General features: G+C 39.1%; 26 protein-coding genes and 1 riboswitch. Of the genes, 2 read left to right on the plus strand and 24 right to left on the minus strand.

Annotation, left to right across the window (positions count from 1 at the left end):
* Positions 1–183 precede the first annotated feature (183 nt).
* From DWW33_RS02850 to DWW33_RS02905, 11 genes are all read right to left on the minus strand, one after another.
* Positions 184–1,362, minus strand: coding sequence for a phosphoribosylaminoimidazolecarboxamide formyltransferase (locus tag DWW33_RS02850; protein ID WP_117841215.1), 1,179 nt, complete (start codon positions 1,360–1,362; stop codon positions 184–186).
* Positions 1,363–1,401: 39 nt separating this feature from the next.
* Positions 1,402–2,115: an IMP cyclohydrolase gene (locus DWW33_RS02855; RefSeq protein ID WP_118638792.1), complete on the minus strand. Its 714-nt coding sequence runs from the start codon at positions 2,113–2,115 to the stop codon at positions 1,402–1,404.
* 134 nt (positions 2,116–2,249) lie between these two features.
* Positions 2,250–2,330: riboswitch (ZMP/ZTP riboswitch) on the minus strand.
* Between the two features lie 76 nt (positions 2,331–2,406).
* Positions 2,407–3,600, minus strand: a complete 1,194-nt coding sequence (locus tag DWW33_RS02865; RefSeq protein ID WP_118638793.1) for a glycosyltransferase family protein — start codon at positions 3,598–3,600, stop codon at positions 2,407–2,409.
* Positions 3,601–3,624: 24 nt separating this feature from the next.
* Positions 3,625–4,989, minus strand: a complete 1,365-nt coding sequence (locus DWW33_RS02870) for a PFL family protein (protein ID WP_117698745.1) — start codon at positions 4,987–4,989, stop codon at positions 3,625–3,627.
* 104 nt (positions 4,990–5,093) lie between these two features.
* The gene (locus DWW33_RS02875) at positions 5,094–5,378 is read right to left on the minus strand and encodes an ACT domain-containing protein (protein ID WP_022244074.1); all 285 of its coding nucleotides are present in this window, start codon (positions 5,376–5,378) and stop codon (positions 5,094–5,096) included.
* 35 nt (positions 5,379–5,413) lie between these two features.
* Complete coding sequence (locus tag DWW33_RS02880) at positions 5,414–6,211, minus strand: MBL fold metallo-hydrolase (RefSeq protein WP_117698746.1); 798 nt, start codon at positions 6,209–6,211, stop codon at positions 5,414–5,416.
* 20 nt (positions 6,212–6,231) lie between these two features.
* A complete protein-coding gene (locus DWW33_RS02885) occupies positions 6,232–8,490 on the minus strand; it encodes a cell division FtsA domain-containing protein (RefSeq protein WP_117947005.1) in 2,259 nt (752 codons plus the stop codon).
* Entirely contained in the window at positions 8,483–9,097 is a 615-nt protein-coding gene (gene coaE / locus DWW33_RS02890; RefSeq protein ID WP_022244071.1) for a dephospho-CoA kinase, read from the minus strand. Before coaE ends, DWW33_RS02885 begins: the two co-directional genes overlap by 8 nt.
* Before the next feature lie 15 nt (positions 9,098–9,112).
* Positions 9,113–11,749 carry a DNA polymerase I gene (gene polA / locus DWW33_RS02895; protein ID WP_117947004.1) on the minus strand — a complete coding sequence of 879 codons (2,637 nt, stop codon included), beginning with the start codon at positions 11,747–11,749 and terminating at the stop codon, positions 9,113–9,115.
* A gap of 6 nt (positions 11,750–11,755) precedes the next feature.
* Positions 11,756–12,223 (minus strand): acyl-CoA thioesterase, encoded by a 468-nt coding sequence (locus DWW33_RS02900; RefSeq protein WP_117947003.1) that lies wholly within the window; start codon positions 12,221–12,223, stop codon positions 11,756–11,758.
* A gap of 89 nt (positions 12,224–12,312) precedes the next feature.
* Positions 12,313–12,816 carry a cysteine hydrolase family protein gene (locus DWW33_RS02905; protein ID WP_117698751.1) on the minus strand — a complete coding sequence of 168 codons (504 nt, stop codon included), beginning with the start codon at positions 12,814–12,816 and terminating at the stop codon, positions 12,313–12,315.
* A 116-nt stretch (positions 12,817–12,932) separates the two neighbouring features.
* Here DWW33_RS02905 and DWW33_RS15540 point away from each other — a divergent pair, with 116 nt between their 5' ends.
* Positions 12,933–13,115, plus strand: coding sequence for a DUF6774 domain-containing protein (locus DWW33_RS15540; protein ID WP_147337975.1), 183 nt, complete (start codon positions 12,933–12,935; stop codon positions 13,113–13,115).
* A gap of 262 nt (positions 13,116–13,377) precedes the next feature.
* Here the strand turns inward: DWW33_RS15540 and DWW33_RS15915 are convergent, their stop codons facing one another.
* From DWW33_RS15915 to DWW33_RS02925, 4 genes are read right to left on the minus strand one after another with little or no spacing between them, the layout of a single operon-like run.
* Positions 13,378–13,515, minus strand: a complete 138-nt coding sequence (locus DWW33_RS15915) for a hypothetical protein (protein ID WP_242986207.1) — start codon at positions 13,513–13,515, stop codon at positions 13,378–13,380.
* A gap of 24 nt (positions 13,516–13,539) precedes the next feature.
* Positions 13,540–13,800: a DUF3303 domain-containing protein gene (locus DWW33_RS02915; RefSeq protein WP_117947002.1), complete on the minus strand. Its 261-nt coding sequence runs from the start codon at positions 13,798–13,800 to the stop codon at positions 13,540–13,542.
* 5 nt (positions 13,801–13,805) lie between these two features.
* Positions 13,806–14,000 carry a hypothetical protein gene (locus DWW33_RS02920; RefSeq protein WP_147326044.1) on the minus strand — a complete coding sequence of 65 codons (195 nt, stop codon included), beginning with the start codon at positions 13,998–14,000 and terminating at the stop codon, positions 13,806–13,808.
* Positions 13,997–14,638, minus strand: a complete 642-nt coding sequence (locus DWW33_RS02925; RefSeq protein ID WP_117698757.1) for a nitroreductase family protein — start codon at positions 14,636–14,638, stop codon at positions 13,997–13,999. The genes DWW33_RS02920 and DWW33_RS02925 overlap by 4 nt, the downstream gene beginning before the upstream one ends.
* A gap of 494 nt (positions 14,639–15,132) precedes the next feature.
* On the opposite strand from DWW33_RS02925, the gene DWW33_RS02930 reads away from it, so the two are divergent.
* Positions 15,133–15,372, plus strand: coding sequence for a DUF6061 family protein (locus DWW33_RS02930; RefSeq protein WP_055232114.1), 240 nt, complete (start codon positions 15,133–15,135; stop codon positions 15,370–15,372).
* A 121-nt stretch (positions 15,373–15,493) separates the two neighbouring features.
* Here the strand turns inward: DWW33_RS02930 and DWW33_RS02935 are convergent, their stop codons facing one another.
* From DWW33_RS02935 to DWW33_RS02975, 9 genes are all read right to left on the minus strand, one after another.
* A complete protein-coding gene (locus DWW33_RS02935; protein ID WP_306723538.1) occupies positions 15,494–15,757 on the minus strand; it encodes an HTH domain-containing protein in 264 nt (87 codons plus the stop codon).
* A 31-nt stretch (positions 15,758–15,788) separates the two neighbouring features.
* Positions 15,789–16,469: a DUF6033 family protein gene (locus DWW33_RS02940; RefSeq protein ID WP_118024523.1), complete on the minus strand. Its 681-nt coding sequence runs from the start codon at positions 16,467–16,469 to the stop codon at positions 15,789–15,791.
* Positions 16,470–16,509: 40 nt separating this feature from the next.
* Entirely contained in the window at positions 16,510–17,457 is a 948-nt protein-coding gene (locus DWW33_RS02945; RefSeq protein WP_055175149.1) for a hypothetical protein, read from the minus strand.
* 27 nt (positions 17,458–17,484) lie between these two features.
* The gene (locus DWW33_RS02950) at positions 17,485–18,384 is read right to left on the minus strand and encodes a hypothetical protein (protein WP_055040600.1); all 900 of its coding nucleotides are present in this window, start codon (positions 18,382–18,384) and stop codon (positions 17,485–17,487) included.
* Positions 18,385–18,530: 146 nt separating this feature from the next.
* On the minus strand, positions 18,531–19,280 hold the full coding sequence (locus DWW33_RS02955) for a hypothetical protein (protein WP_090141454.1): 750 nt from the start codon (positions 19,278–19,280) through the stop codon (positions 18,531–18,533).
* Between the two features lie 131 nt (positions 19,281–19,411).
* A complete protein-coding gene (locus DWW33_RS02960; protein ID WP_055040720.1) occupies positions 19,412–20,155 on the minus strand; it encodes a hypothetical protein in 744 nt (247 codons plus the stop codon).
* Between the two features lie 247 nt (positions 20,156–20,402).
* Entirely contained in the window at positions 20,403–20,990 is a 588-nt protein-coding gene (locus tag DWW33_RS02965) for a hypothetical protein (RefSeq protein WP_055171087.1), read from the minus strand.
* 9 nt (positions 20,991–20,999) lie between these two features.
* Entirely contained in the window at positions 21,000–21,584 is a 585-nt protein-coding gene (locus DWW33_RS02970; RefSeq protein WP_015517456.1) for a hypothetical protein, read from the minus strand.
* Positions 21,585–21,702: 118 nt separating this feature from the next.
* Positions 21,703–21,884: DUF3879 family protein (locus DWW33_RS02975; protein WP_199650696.1), on the minus strand; the 182-nt coding region annotated here is incomplete at its 5' end.

The following is a 21,884-nucleotide window of genomic DNA, read 5'->3' on the forward strand; positions in this document are numbered from 1 at the left end:
GCCTTTATTATGCATCCGTACTTCGACGAACCGTACAGACATCTTGTCAAACATTGGAAAGACTGTTTTTATCTCAAAAAGAAAAACAAACTGCTTAGTAACTGCGGAATTTTATAGCAGGAACTAAATGTCCTTTCACAAAACAAAATCTTATCTTTCAAATCCTATCTGATTTTCCAGCTCTTAGTGGTGGAACAGACGGATTCCGGTAAAGCTCATCACCATACCATATTTGTTACAGGTTTCGATTACATGGTCATCACGGATAGATCCGCCCGGCTGTGCTACATACTGCACGCCACTTCTGTGGGCGCGCTCGATGTTATCTCCAAATGGGAAGAACGCATCAGAGCCAAGAGATACTCCGGTATTCTTATCTAACCATGCACGTTTTTCTTCTGCCGTAAATACAGCAGGTCTGGTCTTAAATATCTTCTCCCATTCGCCATCTGCAAGTACGTCCATATAATCCTCGCCAATGTAAAGGTCGATTGCATTATCACGGTCAGCTCTGCGGATTTTATCTAAAAATGGCAGATTCAGTACCTGTGGAGACTGGCGTAACCACCAGTTATCTGCTTTGGAGCCAGCTAATCTGGTACAGTGGATACGGGACTGCTGTCCGGCACCAATACCGATTGCCTGTCCGTCTTTTACATAACATACGGAGTTAGACTGTGTATATTTTAAAGTAATCATGGAAATTGCCAGATCTCTCTTTGCTGATTCCGGCAGCTCTTTGTTTTCTGTTACAATATTGTCAAAGAAATGCTCGTCAATATTTAACTCATTTCTTCCCTGCTCAAAGGTAACGCCAAATACCTGTTTCCGCTCGATTGGGTCCGGAATATAGTCAGGATCAATTTCAATGACATTGTAATTGCCATTTTTCTTTGCTTTTAAAATTTCTAATGCGTCATCATCATAGCCCGGTGCAATGACTCCATCAGATACTTCTCTTTTAATTAAAAGTGCGGTTGCTTTATCACAAACATCAGAAAGAGAAATGAAATCTCCGAAAGAGGACATACGGTCAGCGCCTCTTGCTCTTGCATATGCATTAGCAATCGGTGTAAATTCTACATCCATGTCATCTACCCAGTAAATCTTACGCTCTACTTCAGAAAGTGGAAGTCCCACTGCTGCACCTGCCGGAGAAACATGTTTAAAAGAAGTGGCTGCCGGAAGTCCGGTTGCTTTCTTTAATTCTTTTACTAACTGCCAGCCATTGAATGCGTCTAAGAAGTTAATATAACCTGGTTTACCATTTAATACTTTGATTGGCAATTCGCCATTTTCCATGTAAATTCTGGATGGTTTCTGATTTGGGTTACAACCATATTTTAATTCTAATTCTTTCATTTTATTTTCCTCTCTCGCACGAATCTTATTCACAAAATCCTATTTGTTCTTGTTTACAATGCGGCTTTCATATTTTCCGGTTTCAATATCAATATATCTTACAAATAAGGATACCTTATTGTCTGCATTCAGGTTATTCCATACCAGCTCGGTAAATGCATCAATGTCATCTCCGATATCAACCAGTACCGGTTCGCCTTCAAAGCTTGGTAATGGATTTCCATCATTCATATAAGTATGAATGAAATGTCCTTCCCCAGCTACCGGATTCTCATAAGCAAATGTATAACGGTTGCAGGCATCCGGATTACCATTGTTGCTCTTTAAAATAGACATTGCATAATTGTATTTTCCATCTTCCACATGCATGATTCCGGAAATACGTGGTGTATAGTTCGGTGCGTCCGGCTCGAACTTTCTGGTTCTTAATGCCTGTTCGAAGGTCTGCTGTTTATCCATCAGTTCATAAATGGTATCTGTCTGGTCTCCATTGGTTACAATGGTCTTATTGCCCAGTACGCGAACCGGTGCATAAATAATAAGACTTGGGTCACTTAATTTTGCAGGGTCAAATGCCTGGGTACGGATTCCTTCTCCATCCTCAACAAATACACGGTTACGGCTATTCTCGCTTCTTCCCATGATAAAATAAGCAGTTACCGCATACTTTCCATTCTTCGACTTTCCAATTACAATTCCTCTTCCCGGATAAGTAGTGCTTCCAAGTTCTTCTGCTAATGAAGTCATCTTCATTTTTGTTCCTCCTTCTTACGCTCCATGTAATTTTTAAAGTTGCTGCAGCTTTCGTCAAAGTCTCTTTCTCTTTCGAATTTTCCCTGTGACTTTTCCTGTTTGCATGCATAAAAAATACCGACACGTATCCCGAGCTTAACTGCCCAGACGGTCGGCTTTCTCAGGTCATACTTCATGTGGTTATTCCCACGGTTCCGTCAGTCATATGACCTGAATTTAGTAAAACATATTCCAAAACACTTGTCAAGGAATTCTTCCTCTAAGGACTCCCCTTCATAAGATTTTCTATTTCTATAAGAACTCTCTCAGACGTTCTGCACGGTTCGCCCAGGTATCTTCCTTAAGTGCCCGTTCATAAGAATATTCTATGATTTCTTTCATTTTCTTCGGATGCCCCAGCATGGATAATACCTGCTCCGGCAATGCATCCAGATGCTCTAACTCATAAAATGCCAGATCCTTTCCGTCACAGAAACGCTCCTTTAAATAAATGCTGTCATCCGTTAAGGACACTGCCTTATTTAACATAGCTGTAAAAATTCTGTCATGGGCGCCATCCTTAAACCACGGCATGGTATTCAATGCAATCTTGGTATTCTGGATGATTTTTACGCATTCAGCAGAATCCAGCTGTCTTCCGTTTAAAATAAGATTCTCCGGATGTTTTACTTTAAGATTCTCCCAGCCCTTTCCAAAAACATACACCCGTACTCCATTATCTACCAATGTCCGCACCGTTTCTCCACGGAAATAAGTCCGGTTATACATATCCAAAAAAAGCATTCCTGCAAAGCATGCCATCAGCTCCCGCTCCGTTACTTCCGGAATCTCCCGGCGGACAAAATGCTCCATGGCAGAATCTAACGGCTCTGACGGATGCAGGCGGAGATAATTTAATATCTCATGATAGAAATCAATATATTCCTTCGTCTGGCTGGTAAAATGCTCTTCAATTGCCGGAAGATGCACATAGTTTGCGATAAAACCCACTTCATATTCCCGGTTCTCATATGGAATAAAGTCTGTAGAAATACGTTCTTCCTTATCCATCAGAAAATTCCCTGCCAATGGTAAAAAATGACAGGGAATCCCTTTATAAAACCGTTTCATATAAGAAATATGCTGACGGTCGATGCAGAACACAGTCAGATTCGGAATTGTCTCATCAAGCTGCTTATGATAATACAACGGATGGTCCACAAGAATACAATAGACCGGAATATTTCTGCTGGCAAAGACAGACTGAGACTCTGTTTCCAACAGGAACTCCTCTCCGCTTAATCCGATAAAGTTAAAGGTAATGACTGCGGTCTCGCCACTTTTTAAAAAGCGGCTTAATCGTTTCGTGTCAGCATATTCTGCCTGAATGTCGAAGAAGAAAATCTGATATCCCATCTTGCGAAATGACGCTGCCATCTCATGTGAAAAATAAGTTAATGTTTCTACGCCTCGTTCAAAAAACACAAGTTTACGGATATCACTCATTTTCTTTCTCCATTTCAAAAAATCCTAGTTCTTAAAGCTGTGAATTGGTGCAGGAATTCTTCCCCCACGGTTGATAAATGCATCACAGGAATACTGGTTTACCGGCATAATCGGTGCATAGCCGAATAATCCACCAAATTCTACAGTATCGCCTACTCCCTTTCCGATTACCGGAATCAGACGGGCTGCTGTAGTCTTCTGGTTAATCATTCCAAGTGCCATTTCATCTGCAATAATACCGGAAATGGTAGTTGCCTTGGTATCACCCGGAATTGCAATCATATCAAGACCTACGGAACATACACAGGTCATTGCTTCTAATTTCTCCAGTGTAATGGCATTTGCCTGTACTGCATTAATCATTCCCTGGTCTTCGCTGACCGGAATAAATGCACCACTTAAACCACCAACATAAGAAGATGCCATTACGCCGCCCTTCTTAACCTGGTCATTTAAAAGAGCAAGGGCTGCTGTCGTTCCCGGTGCACCTGCATATTCAAGACCAATTTCACAAAGAATATCTGCTACACTGTCTCCGATTGCAGGAGTTGGTGCCAGAGATAAATCTACAATACCAAATGGAATATTTAAAATTCTGGAAGCCTCCTGTGCTACAAGCTGACCTACACGGGTTACTTTAAATGCAGTCTTCTTGATGGTCTCACATAATACTTCAAAGTTCTCTCCACGGACTTTTTCCAGTGCAGTCTTTACAACACCCGGTCCGCTGACACCAACATTGATTACCGCATCTGCCTCTGTTACACCATGGAATGCGCCTGCCATAAACGGGTTGTCATCCGGCGCATTACAGAATACAACCAGTTTCATACAGTCTACAGAATCTCTGTCCTTAGACTGCTCTGCCACCTCTAAGAGAATCTCTCCCATTAATTTTACAGCATCCATGTTAATTCCGGTTTTTGTGGATGCAAGATTTACAGAACTGCAGACTCTTTCGGTACGGCAAAGTGCCATTGGAATAGAACGGATTAAAAGCTCATCTGCCTTTGTCATTCCCTTGGATACCAGTGCAGAATATCCACCAATCAGGTTTACTCCTACTGCTTTGGCTGCTGCATCCATAGTATCTGCGATGGTTGCAAAATCTTCCGGTGTCTTGCAGGCTGCCCCGCCAACCAGTGCAATTGGTGTAACGGAAATTCTTTTATTTACGATTGGGATTCCAAATTCCTGCTCAATCTGATTTCCTGCTGATACCAGATCCTTTGCCACTGTAGTAATTTTCTTATAAATGTTATCGTTTAACTTCTTTAAATCAGAATCAATACAATCCAAAAGACTGATTCCAATGGTAATGGTACGGACATCTAAGTTCTCATGCTCCACCATTTTATTGGTTTCGCTTACTTCCATTATATTAATCATTTTTTGTCTCCTATATTCTGCCTTTCTACACAGCTCATTTCCTGTATTTTCATTGATACGCCTTAGTGACCTGCCAACAGCAGTTCCCTTTTATGTAAGTCGTATTAAATTCTGTGCATCATATCAAAGATTTCTTCTCTCTGACATTTGATGGTAACACCGATTTCCTCACCTAATTTTTCCAGTGCTGCAGAACACTCAGCAAATGGTGTTTTGGATGTATTTAAATCAACAATCATCATCATATTGAAGAATCCGTCAATGATAGTCTGTGAAATATCCAGTACATTGATATGCTGTTCTGATAAATAAGTACAAACTTTTGCGATAATTCCTACAGTATCTTTTCCTACTACAGTAATAATTGTCTTGCTCTGTGTCTTTTCCATTTTGTTCTCCTCTTATTTTTGCTTTCTTAATATTCTTAAATCCGGATAAGCTCAGACACTTCGTCCCGCTTTGCTACCTGGATTGGAAAATCATTTCCGTGGTACGGGTTCTCACCCTGTTCTACTTCCTGGCGCACTGTCTCATATGCCAGTTCTGCCAGATTATTTTCCTTGCTCAGATGCCCCAATACTACTTTTTTAAACTTATCATGCAGAAGCTGCCCTAAAAATTGTCCACTGCTCTCATTGGAAAGATGTCCTCTGTCCCCTAATATCCGCTGTTTCAGAGGATAAGGATAACTGCCCACCTGAAGCATACGCACATCATGATTTGCTTCTAACAATAATACATCTAAATCCTGCAGCTTGTCTATAAGATAATTGTCATATTTCCCTAAATCAGTAATGACCGCCATCTTTTTATCTGACTGTTTCATGATGTATGCCACCGGATTTGCGGCATCATGGGAAATGGATACCGGCTCCACCGTAATATCTCCAATCTGAAATTCCACTCCGGCTTCGATAGGATGAAACAATGTCTCATCTACTTTTCCCACACTGGAAATCCCTTTGACTGCCTCAATGGTCTCTGCCGTGGCATAGATTGGAATTCCATATTTTCTTGCTACCACGCCAAGACCGGAAATGTGGTCTGAATGTTCGTGGGTCACAAGCAATGCCTGCATTTCCGCGGTTTTCAAACCGATACTGTTTAATCCTGCTTCAATGCGCTTTCCACTGATTCCGGCATCAATCATCAGATGGCTGCTTTCTGTTCCTGCGTAGATACAGTTTCCACTGCTTCCACTTGCAATACTGCATAATTCCATTTTCTTATGTCTCTTTCTATTTAGTAATTCTCTTTCCAGTACACTTCAATTTTATCGCCGTCCTGCAATACCTGTGTATACTGGGCATCCACGCCATTGATTAAAGTTACAATTGCTCTTCCGTGGGATGCTGACAAATCAAAATCAATATAATCAAAAATATCCACGAATACATATTCTTCTTTGCCACTTAAAGTAATTTCCTGATTGTTTGCAATAATATGTAATTCTTTGCTTTCCGGCTCTGTCGGTTTCTGCACCGGTGCATCGGCTGCTGCTTCTGCTGCAGAATCTGTATTCGTTTCAACTGCCGGCTCTGCACCTGCCGTTTGAATGCCATCTGCTGCATTTTCATCCGCAGCATTTTCGTCTGTCACAGATTCAGCTGCCACAGAAGCTTCTGTCTCATGAACTTCAGCTGCACTGTCTGCGCTTTCTTCTGTTGAAACTTCTTCCGGTCCGGCATCAAATCTGTGGTCTGCCTGTCCATAGGAAATATGACGTTCACCGCTTTCATAGGCAGAAGCACTCCATTCGATTTCAAAGTTCTCATAACAAAGAGATCCCATATCTGCCGGTTTTCCATTTAAGATAATTCCGGCTTCTTCATCAATCCGCACATCCATAAACTCTGCCAGCTGTCCAATGGTATAGAAGTTTCTGGTTTCGATTTCGTCCCCTTCCTGAATAACATAATTAGAAGGTTCAAGGCTTCCATTGACCTGAACAAATTTCGGGCAGGTAATATTGATGCCATTGACCTGGAAGGTAATGGTGGAGGATGTATATTCATCTAACTGTTCAATCGTAGATACGGCTTCTTTTCCAATGGTAGAGGCTTCTATGGTAATCTCGGAATTCGGAACCAGTGGTGTATTGATGCTGACTACTCTTCCGTCCACTTTAACAATGGCTGATTCTCCCGGTTCTCCACGGACGATTCTCGGCTTGCCATTTACGGTAAACTCTACTGCCTTGCCCCGTCTTGGGAACAGTGCTTCATTCGGGAAGCCCGCCTGCAATGCAGCGTCCACAATGGTAAGATGGCTGTTATCATAAAGCTTTAAGCGTTCTCCGTTAAACCGGACCATAATGAAATTATTCTTCTGGTCATAATAATTAAGACAGATTCCAATCGGTGTTACCAGTAATGGGTCTTTCTTAATCTCTTCCTGTGCAAAATGAACCTCTTTTAAAACTTCTTCTCCACGTAATGCTACACGCTCTCTTGGAATTTCAAGCTTGTCTGCAAGCATTTCCGTAAATCCATGGATTTTGCCGCCACCACCAACTACGAAGGCTGCACTGACTGATTTATCACCATTTAACTCTTTGATTTTCTCTGCTACTTCAGTGGTAATCTTATCTACCGTATCATGGGTTAAATCCCAGATTTCTTCAGATGGAATCGTATGGGTAATGCTCATGATATCGGTAAATTCCACTTCATCCGCCATACCGGATGTCAGCTTCATATGTTCTGCCATATTAAAATCCACCAGATAATGCTGTACAATTAATTCGGTCAGCTCATCTCCGGCATAAGGAATCATGCCATATGCAATAATGCTTCCGTCTCTGGTGACACAGATGTCGGATGTTCCGGCTCCCACATCAACCAATGCAATATTTAACATTCGAAAGGCCTCCGGAATTGCTACGTTGATTGCAGCAATAGGCTCCAAAGTCAGATTGGCAACATTTAATCCAGCCTGCCCTACTGCGGAATACAGACCATCTACAACGTCCTCCGGCAGGAAGGTTACGATAACATCCTCCGAAATTTTCTCTGCCTTATGTCCTTCGATATTGGAAAAGACTTCATCATTGATATAATATTTTACAACGGAATATCCCACACAGTAAAATTTGTAACGGGTATCATTCCTCTCTTTTAAAATCTGCTGGGCATGGTCTACTCCCAGTAAATCCAGAGTATGTATATGTTCTGCAGTTACTACGGTCTCTTCTGCGAATTCATATTCCACGCTGGTGGTCACGGTTTTCAGTACACGACCAGCGGCAGCAATGCAGACATCGGTAAGCTTTGCCTCTAACTGCCCTTCTAATTCTGCCTTTACTTCTGCAATTGTTCTGCCTACTCTTCCGATGTCATGAATCTGACCATCCAGCATAGCTCTGGTTTCATGCTCTTTCATATACTGGGCTGCCACATAGAAGTCTTTGCCTTCCCGATATCCAACTGTTCCAACTACGTTTCTTGTTCCGATATCCAAGCCAAATACAAATTGATTTGCATTCTGTTCTGCATTATCCATTGGTATTTTCTCCCTCATTCTCTATTATCGTTCTTACCTGTGCAATGGTTTCTTCCGTCGTACCATTATTATCAATTACCACTTTGCAATGTCTGCGGTATTCGTTCTCGCAAAGCTGGCTTTCAAACATTTCACTGATTTTTTCATCACTGTAGCCTCTCGACTGCTTCAGCCTTGCTCTGCGATTCTCCTCTGAAGTATAAATATACCATAATTCATCGCAAATTTCATCATAATGTTCTTCGATTAATAATGCCGCTTCCAATACCAGATAACGAAGCCTGCCTTCTTCCTTTTCCTGCTCTAATACATGGAGCACATATTCCTTTACTGCCGGATGCAAAATCTCATTCATTCCATTCCGCCTGGCTTCATCCTTGAAAATAATGGCTGCCGCCTTCGGACGGTTCATCTTCCCCTTTTCATCAAAAACATCTGTTCCCGCAAACAGCTCCTGCAATTTTTCGTTACAGGACTGTCCCGGCTCAGAAAGTTCTCTTGCGATATCATCCGCCAGCATTACTTTCGTATCTTCTCTGCCGGCAAGGTATTTTAATATTTCTGTTTTTCCGGCTCCTACGCCTCCGGTAATTCCGATAAATTTCATAATTTCTGCCTTATCCTATTTTGCTTCGTACCAGTTATTTCCGGCATGCATATCTACCTCTAAGGTTACCGCAAGGTCTGCTGCATGAAGCATTTCTTCTTTCAAAATCTTCTCTACCTGCTGCTGTTCTTCTTTACAGGTCTCAACCAAAAGTTCGTCATGTACCTGTAAAATCAGTTTTGATTTCAAGCCTTCCTCTTTCAGGCGGTCATGTACATGAATCATGGCTATTTTAATAATATCTGCTGCAGAACCCTGAATCGGTGCATTCATTGCCACACGTTCTCCAAAGGAACGCTGCATGAAATTACTGGAGGATAACTCCGGCACCGGTCTTCTTCTGCCAAACATTGTTGTGACATAGCCTTTTGTCCTGCCATCCTCTACCAGTCCGTCTAAGAATGACTTGATTCCCGGATAGGTTTCAAAATAGCTCTTAATATACTGTTCTGCTTCTTTTCTTGTAATACTTAAATCCTGACTTAATCCGAAGGAACTGATTCCATAGACAATACCAAAGTTTACCGCCTTTGCATTTCTTCGCTGCAGTGGTGTTACTTCTTCGAACGGCACATGAAATACCTTGGATGCAGTAATCGCATGAATATCTTCTGCATGCTTATATGCATCAATCAGATTTTTATCTCCTGACATATGTGCCAGCAAACGAAGCTCTATCTGGGAATAATCCGCGTCTAAGAATACATAACCTTCTCTCGGTAAAAACACTTTACGAATCAGCCGTCCCAATTCCATCCGGATTGGAATGTTCTGTAAATTCGGGTCTGTACTGCTTAAACGTCCGGTGGCTGTTATGGTCTGCTGGAATGTACTGTGAATCCGTCCATCCTCTGCAATAAATGCAGCCAGTCCGTCGGCATATGTGGATTTTAATTTGGTCAGCTGACGGTACTCTAATATTTTTGATACAATCGGATAATCCGGTGCCAGCTTTTCCAGTACATCTGCTGCAGTAGAATATCCGGTCTTGGTCTTCTTGCCATTTGGCATCTGCAATTTTTCAAAAAGAATCACACCAAGCTGTTTTGGTGAATTGATATTAAAGGTCTCACCGGCTTCTTCATAGATTTCTTTTTCAATTTTATCTATGGATACTGCAAGATTCTCTCCATATTCTTTTAAGGCATCTGCATCAATAGCAATGCCTTCCTTTTCCATATCAGATAAGGTATATACCAGCGGCATTTCTATTTTATCAAAGAGTTCTTTCATGCCCTCTTCTTCTAACTGCTTTGCCAGCGGCTCTTTTGCCATTAAATTAATATATGCCTGATAACACGCCATTTTCAAGAATTCTTCCGGCTTTTCTTCCGATGCTGTGACAAAATCTTTCTTTCCAAGATAATCCTCTTTTGATGGCACCATCAAATCAAGATAGTCTTTTGCAATGTCTTCATAAGCATAGTCATTTTTCAATGGGTTTAATAAATAAGCTGCTATTTTCACATCAAAAATATGACTCTTTTCATCGGCTTCTATCCATTTAAGCTGTGGTTTTAAATCAAAGGTGCGAATCTCTGTGCCTGCTGCAAGAAGCTGTCTGCTCTGTTCGAATAGATACTGCTCTGTCACAAATCCCGCAACCGGAATATATGCCACATCTTCTTTTGTGCATGCAACTGCAAGTCCAAGCACAACATCCTTTTCATAAATCAACTGGAAGCCTGCTGCCTGCTGCTTCTTTGCCTTTTCAAAAAAATCTTCTACCCCAGCAAAATCCTCGATTCGTTTAAAGTTTTCCTCTCCGGTATTTACCGGTGTGTCCACTTCAAACCGTTTCAAAAGATTCTTAAATTCCAGACGCTTACACATCATATAAGCTTCCGGTGTATATAAATTGCCAATTCTTGCTTCCCTGATATCATATGGGATGTCTGCATCTATCTTAATGGTAGCCAGTGTCTTACTCAACTGTGCCATATCATAATGCTCTTTTAACATCTCTTTCGCACGGTTTGGCTTAATCTCTTCTACATGGGCATATGCATTTTCAATGCTGCCATATGCCACAATCAGGTTCGTGGCTGTCTTTTCGCCGATTCCCGGTACACCCGGAATATTATCTGCGGTATCGCCCATCAGCGCCTTTACATCAATAAACTGCAATGGTGTAACCTGATATTTTTCCAATACCTCTTTGGTATTATAATCTTCGATTTCCGTTCCGGTCCGCTTAGTCTTTGGAATCCGGATCTTAATATGGTCACTGGCAAGCTGCAATAAGTCCCGGTCTCCGGACACTACAGACACTTCATAGCCTGCTGCTTCACTGCGCTTTGCTATGGTTCCCAATAGGTCGTCTGCTTCCAAGCCTTCTTTTTCAATTACCGTAACTCCCATGGCACGCAGCATTTCTTTCATCAGCGGTACCTGCTGCCGCAATTCTTCTGCCATCGGTTTTCTCGTTCCCTTGTATGCATCAAACATCTTATGACGGAATGTTGGTGCATGCACATCAAAAGCAACCGTAAGATACTCCGGCTGCTCTTCCTCTAATATTTTAAATAAAATGTTTAAGAAACCATATACTGCATTGGTATGAAGTCCCTCTGCATTGGTCAAATCCGGTAATCCAAAAAATGCCCGGTTTAATATACTGTGTCCATCGATCAGAACTAATTTTTCGCTCATCTTGTCCTAACTTTCCTCATCCATCATCTGGAAGAATTTTGTATCTATCTCAGGGTATGACCGTTTCAAGGAAATCGGCTTGCCATTACGATCTAAGAAGCAGTGCTCACTGGCTGCAATGGTACGGAGTTCTCCGGTCTCTTTGTCTGTCATACGATAACGGACACTGAGTTTGATTCCATTGTAACCTGCAATGGCTGTTTCAATAACAACAGTATCTCCGAATCGTACCATGCTCTTATATTCACACTGTACAGACAGCACCGGACTGATAATTTCCTGGTCTTCCATCTGTTTATAGCTGAAGCCCATCTGATCCATCAAGTCCATGCGTGCCTCTTCCATCCAACGGATATAATTGGAATGATGCACAATCCCCATCTGGTCTGTCTCATAATATTTTACATTGTGCTCATACGGTTTTACCTTAATTGGTGTTACTCCATGATAAATATCAACTCTTGTATCCTTCATATCTGTCACCTTCCTTACGAAACGATTATACTCAAAAAACGAACGACGTTCAAGCGTCGAAGGGATTCTTTTCGAATTATTACGCCTTTCTACTCTCCAATTACCTGAATCTGACACATTTTCATAGTAGTAAGCGCCGCCTTATGGGATTCCGGCGTCACTCCGGCACAACATGTAGCATCTACTGTAATCTCTACATCTGGAAATTCCGCTTTCAAAATCAAGGCATTAGATACCACACAGATATCCGTACAAAGTCCGCATAATTCTATTTCTTCAAAGTTTCTCTCCGACCAGTGTGTCCATCCAAAGGTCGGTTTATTAATACAGCTGCATCCCGGCACCTCCAAGCCTTCTGCAATCTCCCAGCCCTTTGTTCCTTCAATGCAATGCTCCACCGGAAGCTTCTTTCCCTCCGGTGTACTAAGATAATCTGACTGATGGGTATCCCTGGTAAAAATGATCTCGTCCCCACGCTCCTGATACTCTTTGATTTTCTCTTTTACCTTCGGTACAATTTCTTGTGCCTCTCTGGTTCCAAGTGAACCATCGATAAAGTCATTCTGCATATCTACTACAATCAGTGTTTTCATATTTGATTCCTTTCATTCCCTTTTACCAATTATCTATCGGAAGTTATTTTCTTTTATTATACACATTTTCTCTGACAGTTGCATACCATATCATAAATATCTTATGGTCAACCGCTATGTCAAACTGTACAAATCTTTTTTACCTCTCCACAATTTCCTGCCAGTTGTCCGAATGCCTGTCGACCGATGAACTTACGCTCCTTGCTGCAGACCTGGTGGTATTAAGTGATATGCTTGCAAATCTTGCCGCCCGGAAATCAATCTGTGAGCCTGCTGCTTCTGCGGAAGATGTACCATAACTTACCTACCGGACTTGCCACCGGCAGCCTCTTTCGGATGCCCGACAGCAAAAATGCAGAGAAGTATCTCTATAAACTACTTCTCTGCATTCTTTTATAATGTCTTGGTAAAGCAAATAATTCTGTTTGCTTCTGTAAAATTCATTGCTTTATGAAATAGAACACTATCTATAGTATCCAACCGGACTGGTTTTTGTTCCTTCTACATAATCATACCGCAACTGGCATTGTGCAAAGCCAATTGGAATATCATTTTCATATTTCAAAAAAATTGAGTGTTTCTTTTTTCCATAATTTCTGAGAATTCAGTAATCAGTTCACTGACCGAATGGCTGTCCCACATTTGTACTGCTAAATTTGCCAGTATTTCTAAATCCTGTTTTTCTGCTTTTCGTACCATATTGTTCCTCCAAACCTGAATTGTCTACTTCTTCATTTTTTCGCTCATTTCATGGCTACTTATTACCGGTATAAATGTAAAATCAGTAACATCATTCCAATTCGAAGCCCACTCCTGCAACACTTCCAAACTTTCAGCTTCATTGATTTGATAACAGGTATTACCGTCTTCTGCAACCCGACTGTTGACATAGGTTACACCTGTTGGCATCATCCGCCCTTTTTCATGAAATCTCCTGTAAACAGCTTCTTTGTCTTTATATTTTTCAATTACCATGTATAGCATAGTTCCTACCTCCAAATCAGACTTTCTACTTTACTCAACTCCTCTGTAATCTCATTTACACGCACCTCGTTACAATCCCCCATTTTCATCATTTCCAAAATCATATGCTGTCTATTTTCATCTCCCAGTGCAAGCAGAATTTTCTGGCATTGTTCAAAATCTGCCGCCAGCTTATCTATATCTTTCTTTGTATGCATCATTTTACCTCATGTCCAGTTACTGCTTCAAAGTGATATTTGACAATTCCAAGATCTATCTTAGAATAAAATCCTCCAAGATTTTTTGCTGTAACTTTTCCATTTTTCAGTTCCAACTGAAACTTCTGCTGGTTTACGGCAGTAGGTGCAAGACTTACTGCTTCCATACCTCTGTCAAACCATTCTGTACTCTGGTCTGCCTTTCCAAGTTCCACTATACTCTTACTTTTATGTGGAACTCCCTGTGTTTTTCCATATCCCAGTGAAATAATGATTAACAGTTTCTGTCCTCTTTCTATTTCTGCTTTTGATTTACCATGCGTCATTGCTACCCAGCAGGTATTAAGACCAAGTTCCTGACATTTCAAAACAATCTTCTCACCATAATATCCCGCCTTTTCCTGATCATTCTTATTTCCAACAATGGCAATATAATTCTTCACATTTTCAAACTTCCCATAATGAGCCATAAAGGAATTAAAGCACTTCGGTTCGTCATAAAAAGCCTGAATTGATAATTTACTCTCAGCATTGACGTCATTTATCAAAGAGTTGATTTCTTCTCTTTTCGATGGTTCGATAGTCTGATTTTTATACTGTCTTACGCTGTGTCTTTCTTTCATAATTTCTAATATATCCATTACAATATCCTCGCTTTCGTTCATCTAATTAAATCAAGTATATCATATCTTCCCATAAAAAATTCAATGGTAAAGAAAATCAAGACGATTAAAAATAGATAACCATATTTCAGGTTATCTACTCTTAATTTCTGATTTATTCAGTTTTAGAACCTGTAATTGATAAAACATACAACTTCCGGTTTTCCAATTCCATAAACTTGAATTGAGATTTCACCTGTTTTAAGAGATTTAATAACTGTTATATTTTGTTATTAAATTCTCCACAAGCCCTTGAAAACACTGGATTTATCGCAGGTGAGCTTTTCCTTATTGTTTCCCTTGTGTTATATCGTCCCATCAGTGTTTACGAACTCTGATAAGGGCAAATACAAGGGCAAGAAAAATCTATAAAACAGTATAACACAAAATAAAAGTGACATGGTGAACTGATTGAAATGCTTCTGATTTTTGTAACTGATAATTGATTGAATGATAAGGAGAGATAAGATACGATGAGAACAATATTTGCAGAATACAATCCACAGCGCAATAGTATTGATGTTTACACCTCTGCTGGCTATATGCTCCGCATTGATTGCTGGGAAGCTGAAAAGAATTTAAAAACTACACCCGGATCAGACTGTGCATTAAACGCACTTGCTATTGATGAACCACTTGAATATGTACGATTATATTTGGACGGGAATATGCAGATGTGGGTAGATGCAGAAGATTCATTAGAACTATGGTGATTTTTCGACGGTGTGAAATTTTTTCTGTAAATTCAGATCTTCTATGATAATTGATGCGGCTTAACAGCAGTTTTCTGTTGTTAAGCCGTTGTTTATTTAATAGCAAAAATAAGCCGGTATGTCAAGAGCACCCAGAAAATCTGAACGTACATTTACTCTTGATCATCCGGCTTATTTTCAACAGCACTAAGATTACCTTTTTTAATATTGTTTGGGATACTCCCTCCATAACCGTCACATCAATTTTATACTTTACTTCGATTTCAACTTTTTCTGGTGGATTGACTAAAAGCCTGTCAATATCATTTTCCTCAACACCAGCCATTTTTGCTATCGTTAGCTTGGATATGCCATAATAGGAAACAAGCAGTTCCAACCAATGCACCAATTTGATATTTCCCTTTTACCGAATCCTTTTATGCCTTAACATCACAACTTCCTCCGATAGATGGAGCTGTACCTACTGCCTGTGCTACAACATTCTCTGTAATGCTTTTCATATCCGTACCAATTGCAAATATTGTGCGTCTATCTTCCTGAATTTTCTTCATCTGCTCTTTTCTTTCAGCTCTCCGTTCCACAAGTTTTTGTTCATTTTCTTTCTTTTTCTCGATTTTTCTATCTTCATAAGCCCTTTTTTGTTCTTCGCTTGGTCCTGTAATAACCATGGAGCCCATATTACCATCCTTATCTATCCATATCTGACGATACTTAACTTCACTACCAGTCATTGATTTAATCATTGAGTCAGCCCATCTATCTAATGCTGGAATTTTTGACAACATATTTTCATATTTTGTGGCAACCTTTGGATTACTCATCATCCTATTTAAAATCTCAGGAGCAATCCTCACATCCGTTTTTCCTGTACGATTAGCTGTTTTTACATTTTTATCCGAACTTCCTGCCACAATATCTATTTGAGGATTTTTTTCCTGCAATTTTTTTACATAATCTTCCTGACTCTCTTCTGTTTTGCCCACCAGTGAATTTTCCTTTGTTTTTTGAATATCACAAGCTGCCTTTTTAACCGTGTTCTTGTACCCTGATGCATAATACGATGTGCAACTGCTGTTATTGATACCTGTAATTGCCATAATCCTACCTCCCTGTTATTGAAACTTAAAATAATTTTTATTATATTGAACGACTTGGATATTTAATTTCCGTTGATGTAAATTCATCTTCTGCCGAAACATTGATATGCCCACTGCTGTCAATAGCATACTCTTTACCATAAACGAAAAACGTATCTCCTTCTTTATATCCGATTTCTATCCAGTTTATATCATTTAACTGTTTTATCTTTGCGTCAACATTTATGGTCTTTCCTGATTCCTGCAATAAATAAGTGTGTTTTCCTGCTCCCGCATCTATAGAAAAGAATCCCGGAGAAATCCCGACTTTCTCACAGACGGACAATACCTCCTCATTGCTGTAGAGATACCCCCACACACTCTTTCCCTGTGCCAGATCAGACAGGATATTGCCTGCCTTACACATTTCCCACTTATAATTTGTTCCTTTTTGATTTGTATTCTCTGCAAGCAACGATTCCGAGGCTGCCCAGCCTATTCTTCCATTATTGACCGTCCATGTATATTTACCGCCACTTGATGTTGTCCATGCATAATAACTTTTATTACTTAGTACCAGAGAATTATTCGCAGCACAAATGCCTGACATGGTGCTTGTATTCATTTTCGGTACTGCATAATTAGGTACTACCTGTCTGCTCCCATTAAGGTCAAAGGAAATAACCCCGTACTCCTTAAAATCAGAATTATATCCACAGGAAACATTCTCCCCAAAATTGATTGCATCCAAAATAGCACTTGAATTATTATAGTTTGCAAAATAATAAGCTAATTCACTGTTAGAAATATTCGCATTTTTATCTATCAGTGCAGCTATGGATTGCTTTGAAAAGCCTCGTGCAGCATCAGAAATACTTAAACTGTCCTGTTTTTTATTATTTCCTGCTCCAAGCAACATCTGTATTGCTTTTTGGTGTATTCCTGCCTCTGCCTGCTTTGAATATGTCAATAGCTGGTTTACTGTGTTTACATCTGTTACTGTCTTCATAATTATTCTCCAAACCCTTTTTCAACATTAAACGCCAAACATATGCTGCAATTTGTCCAGCATATTATTTACTCTGCCTTCAACAGCTTCTGGCTGATTCCTTAATTCATACCTGCTTCCATAGTAATCATTTAAACGGTCTTTCATCTCATTACAAAATAATTTTTGATCTGTTTTACCATTTAAAAACTGATTGCAGATACCACTTATCTCTTTCTTCTCATTTGTATAAAAAGCTGTCTCATCTGAGATTATTTCTGACTTGTACTTATAAGATTCTGTTTTGCTTCCAATTCCAACAACCATGTAATCTGGTGTCATTTTCTCCATGATAGAATTACGTGCCGAATCATTAAAATGAACATATTCGTCAATCATGTCTGAAAAACCAGCTTGAAATTGCTCTGGAACATACATTTCATTTACTTTCCTTAGCCCCACTTCACTTGCACTTAACAAAAATACAGATTCATAAGAAGTTCCTCTATATCCCTCCTGAGCATTCAAAGAATCTACATCTGCTGTCATTGCATTAATCTTCTCTTTTAAATCTTTCATTTCATCTTCTGTCAAATATTCAGAAGCATTTTCGTCCAGCCATTTTTCAAAAACCTCTGATTGATTTTCCGAACAGCCTTCAAACGCATTTTGTTCTCCAGAAATGGAAGTTGCTTTCAAATCTAATTTGAATAAATTTTCACATTTATATTCTGCTGGTATCTCTCTTATTTCTCCATTAATAGATGAAAAATGCATTGTATGAAAATCTGATACCTTATTACGAGCAGTCTCAACTAACTTTCTTGCTGAATCACTGATTTTCACATCATCCTCCGAAATAATATTCTGAGGAACAGTTGTTTTCTTCTCAACCTTATTTTTTATCATCTCTGGATTATTAATATACCTATTTCCTTGAACTTTCATAGCAACCTCCTTAAGTTAGTCCACACTTTCTATACTTCTTTATCTATCTTGCTCGATGTCAAAGAACCTGCATCTATTTTCAGGTAATCTACATCACTGTCATTGCTCAATGAACCAATTTGATATTTTCCTTTTATCGAATCCTCTTATGCCTTAATATCAAAACTTGATCTATCAGGTGCAGAAATACTCACAGATTCTGCTACAAGGCTCTGTGTCATACTTTTTACATCATTACCAGTTACGGATAAGGTATAATCACCCGTTTCTTTTCCTTCTGCCGATTTTTCTGCACGTTTCTTTGCAGCTTTTTCTTCCTCTGCTTTTTTAGCAGCTCTTTTTTCTTTTATCTTTTCCTCTTTTTCTCTGTTCTCTTTTGCCTTTCGTTCAGCATTCTCTTTCGCTATTTTCCCATCTGGATCATTTGTACAAGATGCTGTCTCTATAATATTTCCGTTTGCATCAATCATATAACTCTGATTTGTCACAGTGCCCAAACATCCATTAATCGTATCTTTTGTACAATCCGGAATGGCTGCTAAGTTTTCCTCCAAATACTTTGCTTTTTCCGGATCATTCATGCACTTTTGTAAAAATGCACTTGAAACAGATACCGTTGTCGGAATACCCTGCATTGAAGTCAGCCCTATATTCATATAATGGTATTTTCCTTGCAAGTATTTTGAATAATCATTTACATTACTATACCCTGTCTTAATCTGCTCTGTTTTTGTCACACCGGGACGTGATGTTTTTAATTCAACTGTACTTGTTGTCACGTTGCCATCTTTTGTATTTGTACTATCCTTTTCACTATCTGTTTTTTTTACAGTATTCTTATAATTTGAAGCATAATACGATGTGTAACTGCTGTTATTGATACCCGTAATTGCCATAATCCTACCTCCCTGTTATTGAAACTTAAAATAATTTCTATTATATTGAACGACTTGGATATTTAATTTCTCTCAGCCTCAATATGATATGTAATTACTATTTTTATTTGTAAATCATAGTACTAACATCATCAAATCTTAATGCTCATCAATAACTGCTCTCTATTAGGCTGAATCATTGTATATTTCTCCTTAAATGAGGTAATTGCACCATACATTTTCTCAGTTAAATTTTCTGGGATTTCGTCCTTTCCCCTGGTTTTTTGCTCCTCAATGTAAGCCGATGCCAAAGTTGACCTTGTGGTAATTTTTGAAATTTTATTCATTTCTTCACCAATAATTCCACGGGCATGCTGATTGGTTGTCTCCATTGTCACAAAGTCATCCACTGTTTTTTTATATGCAGCATCTAAATTGCTTAACTCTTCATCCTTTGTAAGCTTACGAGGTCCATTTTCATCAGCTACATATATTTCTCTGGTTCCATTTTCATAGCCCTTCACAATTTCATCATATAATTCTGCGTATGCTTTAACATAATTATTTGCCTTGTCAGTAATATTTAAGGCACTTTTTCCTGTATCAACATTTTGATTCTGCTGTGCTGCCTTCTTTTGAATTTCATAACTATAATCAATATCACTGATTTTTTTACTCGCTAACAGTTCCTTTCTTTGAACCACATCATCATATTTTTCCTGTCCACTCTGCTGTATACGATTACGATAATACTCCAATCCCTCATTAGAAATCGAAAGCTTCACTGATTGCCCCACTGTATGTTTTTCGTTTGTCTGACTATTTCCTTTCTGTACTTTATCAGTATTTTTTTCCATTATTGAATTCGTATTATTCATGTAATTAGATATTTTCATATTGTCACCTCAATTTCCATATTTATACAATGTCATTGACGGATAACGTCTGGTGAATGTCAAAGAATTTGATCCTACTGCATAATCATAATAATAATTAAAATTTTCTATATCTATTAACTTACCTGTTGACGGATCAATAATAACTGTCACGGCTTTAAAGTCCTGCCACAAATTATTCTCTTTATATGCCCCTGTGCATCTGCAATGAACACTGTAGAAGTTACTGTTATTTTAATTGCATACTTCATGCCTTCATATCAAAATTATCTTGCAATATTATGTTTTCACCTACACTACCAGTCTTTTCTTCACTATTTAGTGCTTTTCTCGCCTCACTAAATGCCTCATAATATGTCATTTTTAATGCTGAATGAACCTGTGACTCTGCTTTTGTTTCTTTTTCCTGCCAGCCTACTCCCCCTGTATAGGTCAAAACTTCTTCGCCCTCTTCATTGTATACATGAATTGCCGAGCCTGTCCCTGTTCCCTGATATTTTGCCTCATAAGGTATTCCAAACAGCATACAGAGCCATTTTTTGTCTGCTTCCTCAACTTCTTTCATTGCTGACATATTACCTGAATTCATTGATTGACTAAACTTTCCAATTAAAGCAGCTCTATTCGGGGCTACTTTGCTTACTTCCGTCTTTCTCAAATTCATAAATGCATTTCCCATATATACATTGTCCTGTGCATCTTTTTTTGCCAGATCAACAATCTTCTCTTTTAAAGAATCCGTTAATTTCCATTTGTTTTTTTTAGAAGATTTAGAAACATTTTTATTCGATGTGTTCCACACTTTTGCTGTGCTATAATTATTTGATATTTCCATTTAATTGAATCACCTCTCTGTTCTGTCATTTATGTAATCATACAATTCCTTATATGACAGATAACCTGATAAGTTGTTCGAATCATATTGTAACTGCATAAATTCTTTAATCATGCTCATATAGTCTTTCTTTTCATTTATGCTGTCAGAATCATAAGTGATGTTGCCATTCACACCACCAGCCGCATTCATGAAATCTCCAAAAGCATTTTTCGTAAAGCCTTCTACATCACTATATGTTGTATATGCAAGCATTTCCAAATAACTTGCATTTCTTGGATCAACATCATTTATCTGTACATTTGTATCTGTGTAATTTCCTTCTTTGTCCCAATATCTTACCCTGTATTCTGGGTTTGCCGAATCATATGCATCTGATTTATATACAGATGCACTACTGCCATCCGGAAATCCTACTGCTGTTAATGCATTTCCACTATCTTCTGTTCCCGACATATGTAATGTAATATTAGAAGATGTACTGCTTACATTTGATAACAAACCGGAATTCATACCGTTCGCTTTCGCAGTGTTTCTTTTTGTTCCTGTATAATAATTTGAATAATTATAACCGTTAATTCCTGCTATACTCATTTTCGTTTCCTCCAATTATTTTCATTCCTCTGTCATTCGGAATCTACTCACTCTCCATAACGGTCCAAAGACCATGCCTTTACAGGATAATCACAAGAAAGTACCCGACAAAAGCATACTATATTTTTATATCTACTGACTTCTTTCCACTCTCAACATACTCTCTCGTAATGCCATCCAATGCACCCTCCGGTATTGGTTTACCCGCTTTCCATGTAGGATCAGCAGCTTTTGCGGCTTTTGCAAATGCCTGTCTGTATTGATGTTCATATTGTTCCATTGTCCAGCCTGCTGATAAGC

Source organism: Roseburia sp. AF15-21 (assembly GCF_003479505.1).
GTDB lineage: Bacteria > Bacillota > Clostridia > Lachnospirales > Lachnospiraceae > Roseburia_C > Roseburia_C amylophila.

Excerpts from the sequence above, each read along its gene's own strand:
- DWW33_RS02970 (WP_015517456.1), bottom strand. The coding sequence starts at position 21,584 with ATGAGTATAGCAGGAATTAACGGTTATAATTATTCAAATTATTATACA.
- DWW33_RS02880 (WP_117698746.1), bottom strand. The coding sequence starts at position 6,211 with ATGGAATTATGCAGTATTGCAAGTGGAAGCAGTGGAAACTGTATCTAC.
- DWW33_RS02940 (WP_118024523.1), bottom strand. The coding sequence starts at position 16,469 with ATGGCAATTACAGGTATCAATAACAGCAGTTGCACATCGTATTATGCA.
- polA (WP_117947004.1), bottom strand. The coding sequence starts at position 11,749 with ATGAGCGAAAAATTAGTTCTGATCGATGGACACAGTATATTAAACCGG.
- DWW33_RS02960 (WP_055040720.1), bottom strand. The coding sequence starts at position 20,155 with ATGAAAATATCTAATTACATGAATAATACGAATTCAATAATGGAAAAA.
- DWW33_RS02965 (WP_055171087.1), bottom strand. The coding sequence starts at position 20,990 with ATGGAAATATCAAATAATTATAGCACAGCAAAAGTGTGGAACACATCG.
- DWW33_RS02925 (WP_117698757.1), bottom strand. The coding sequence starts at position 14,638 with ATGGATATATTAGAAATTATGAAAGAAAGACACAGCGTAAGACAGTAT.
- DWW33_RS02855 (WP_118638792.1), bottom strand. The coding sequence starts at position 2,115 with ATGAAGATGACTTCATTAGCAGAAGAACTTGGAAGCACTACTTATCCG.
- DWW33_RS02930 (WP_055232114.1), top strand. The coding sequence starts at position 15,133 with ATGAGAACAATATTTGCAGAATACAATCCACAGCGCAATAGTATTGAT.
- DWW33_RS15915 (WP_242986207.1), bottom strand. The coding sequence starts at position 13,515 with ATGGTACGAAAAGCAGAAAAACAGGATTTAGAAATACTGGCAAATTTA.
- DWW33_RS02850 (WP_117841215.1), bottom strand. The coding sequence starts at position 1,362 with ATGAAAGAATTAGAATTAAAATATGGTTGTAACCCAAATCAGAAACCA.
- DWW33_RS02920 (WP_147326044.1), bottom strand. The coding sequence starts at position 14,000 with ATGATGCATACAAAGAAAGATATAGATAAGCTGGCGGCAGATTTTGAA.
- DWW33_RS02885 (WP_117947005.1), bottom strand. The coding sequence starts at position 8,490 with ATGGATAATGCAGAACAGAATGCAAATCAATTTGTATTTGGCTTGGAT.
- DWW33_RS15540 (WP_147337975.1), top strand. The coding sequence starts at position 12,933 with ATGTCAAACTGTACAAATCTTTTTTACCTCTCCACAATTTCCTGCCAG.
- DWW33_RS02875 (WP_022244074.1), bottom strand. The coding sequence starts at position 5,378 with ATGGAAAAGACACAGAGCAAGACAATTATTACTGTAGTAGGAAAAGAT.
- DWW33_RS02945 (WP_055175149.1), bottom strand. The coding sequence starts at position 17,457 with ATGAAGACAGTAACAGATGTAAACACAGTAAACCAGCTATTGACATAT.
- DWW33_RS02900 (WP_117947003.1), bottom strand. The coding sequence starts at position 12,223 with ATGAAGGATACAAGAGTTGATATTTATCATGGAGTAACACCAATTAAG.
- coaE (WP_022244071.1), bottom strand. The coding sequence starts at position 9,097 with ATGAAATTTATCGGAATTACCGGAGGCGTAGGAGCCGGAAAAACAGAA.
- DWW33_RS02915 (WP_117947002.1), bottom strand. The coding sequence starts at position 13,800 with ATGCTATACATGGTAATTGAAAAATATAAAGACAAAGAAGCTGTTTAC.
- DWW33_RS02870 (WP_117698745.1), bottom strand. The coding sequence starts at position 4,989 with ATGATTAATATAATGGAAGTAAGCGAAACCAATAAAATGGTGGAGCAT.
- DWW33_RS02955 (WP_090141454.1), bottom strand. The coding sequence starts at position 19,280 with ATGGCAATTACGGGTATCAATAACAGCAGTTACACATCGTATTATGCT.
- DWW33_RS02950 (WP_055040600.1), bottom strand. The coding sequence starts at position 18,384 with ATGAAAGTTCAAGGAAATAGGTATATTAATAATCCAGAGATGATAAAA.
- DWW33_RS02865 (WP_118638793.1), bottom strand. The coding sequence starts at position 3,600 with ATGAGTGATATCCGTAAACTTGTGTTTTTTGAACGAGGCGTAGAAACA.
- DWW33_RS02905 (WP_117698751.1), bottom strand. The coding sequence starts at position 12,816 with ATGAAAACACTGATTGTAGTAGATATGCAGAATGACTTTATCGATGGT.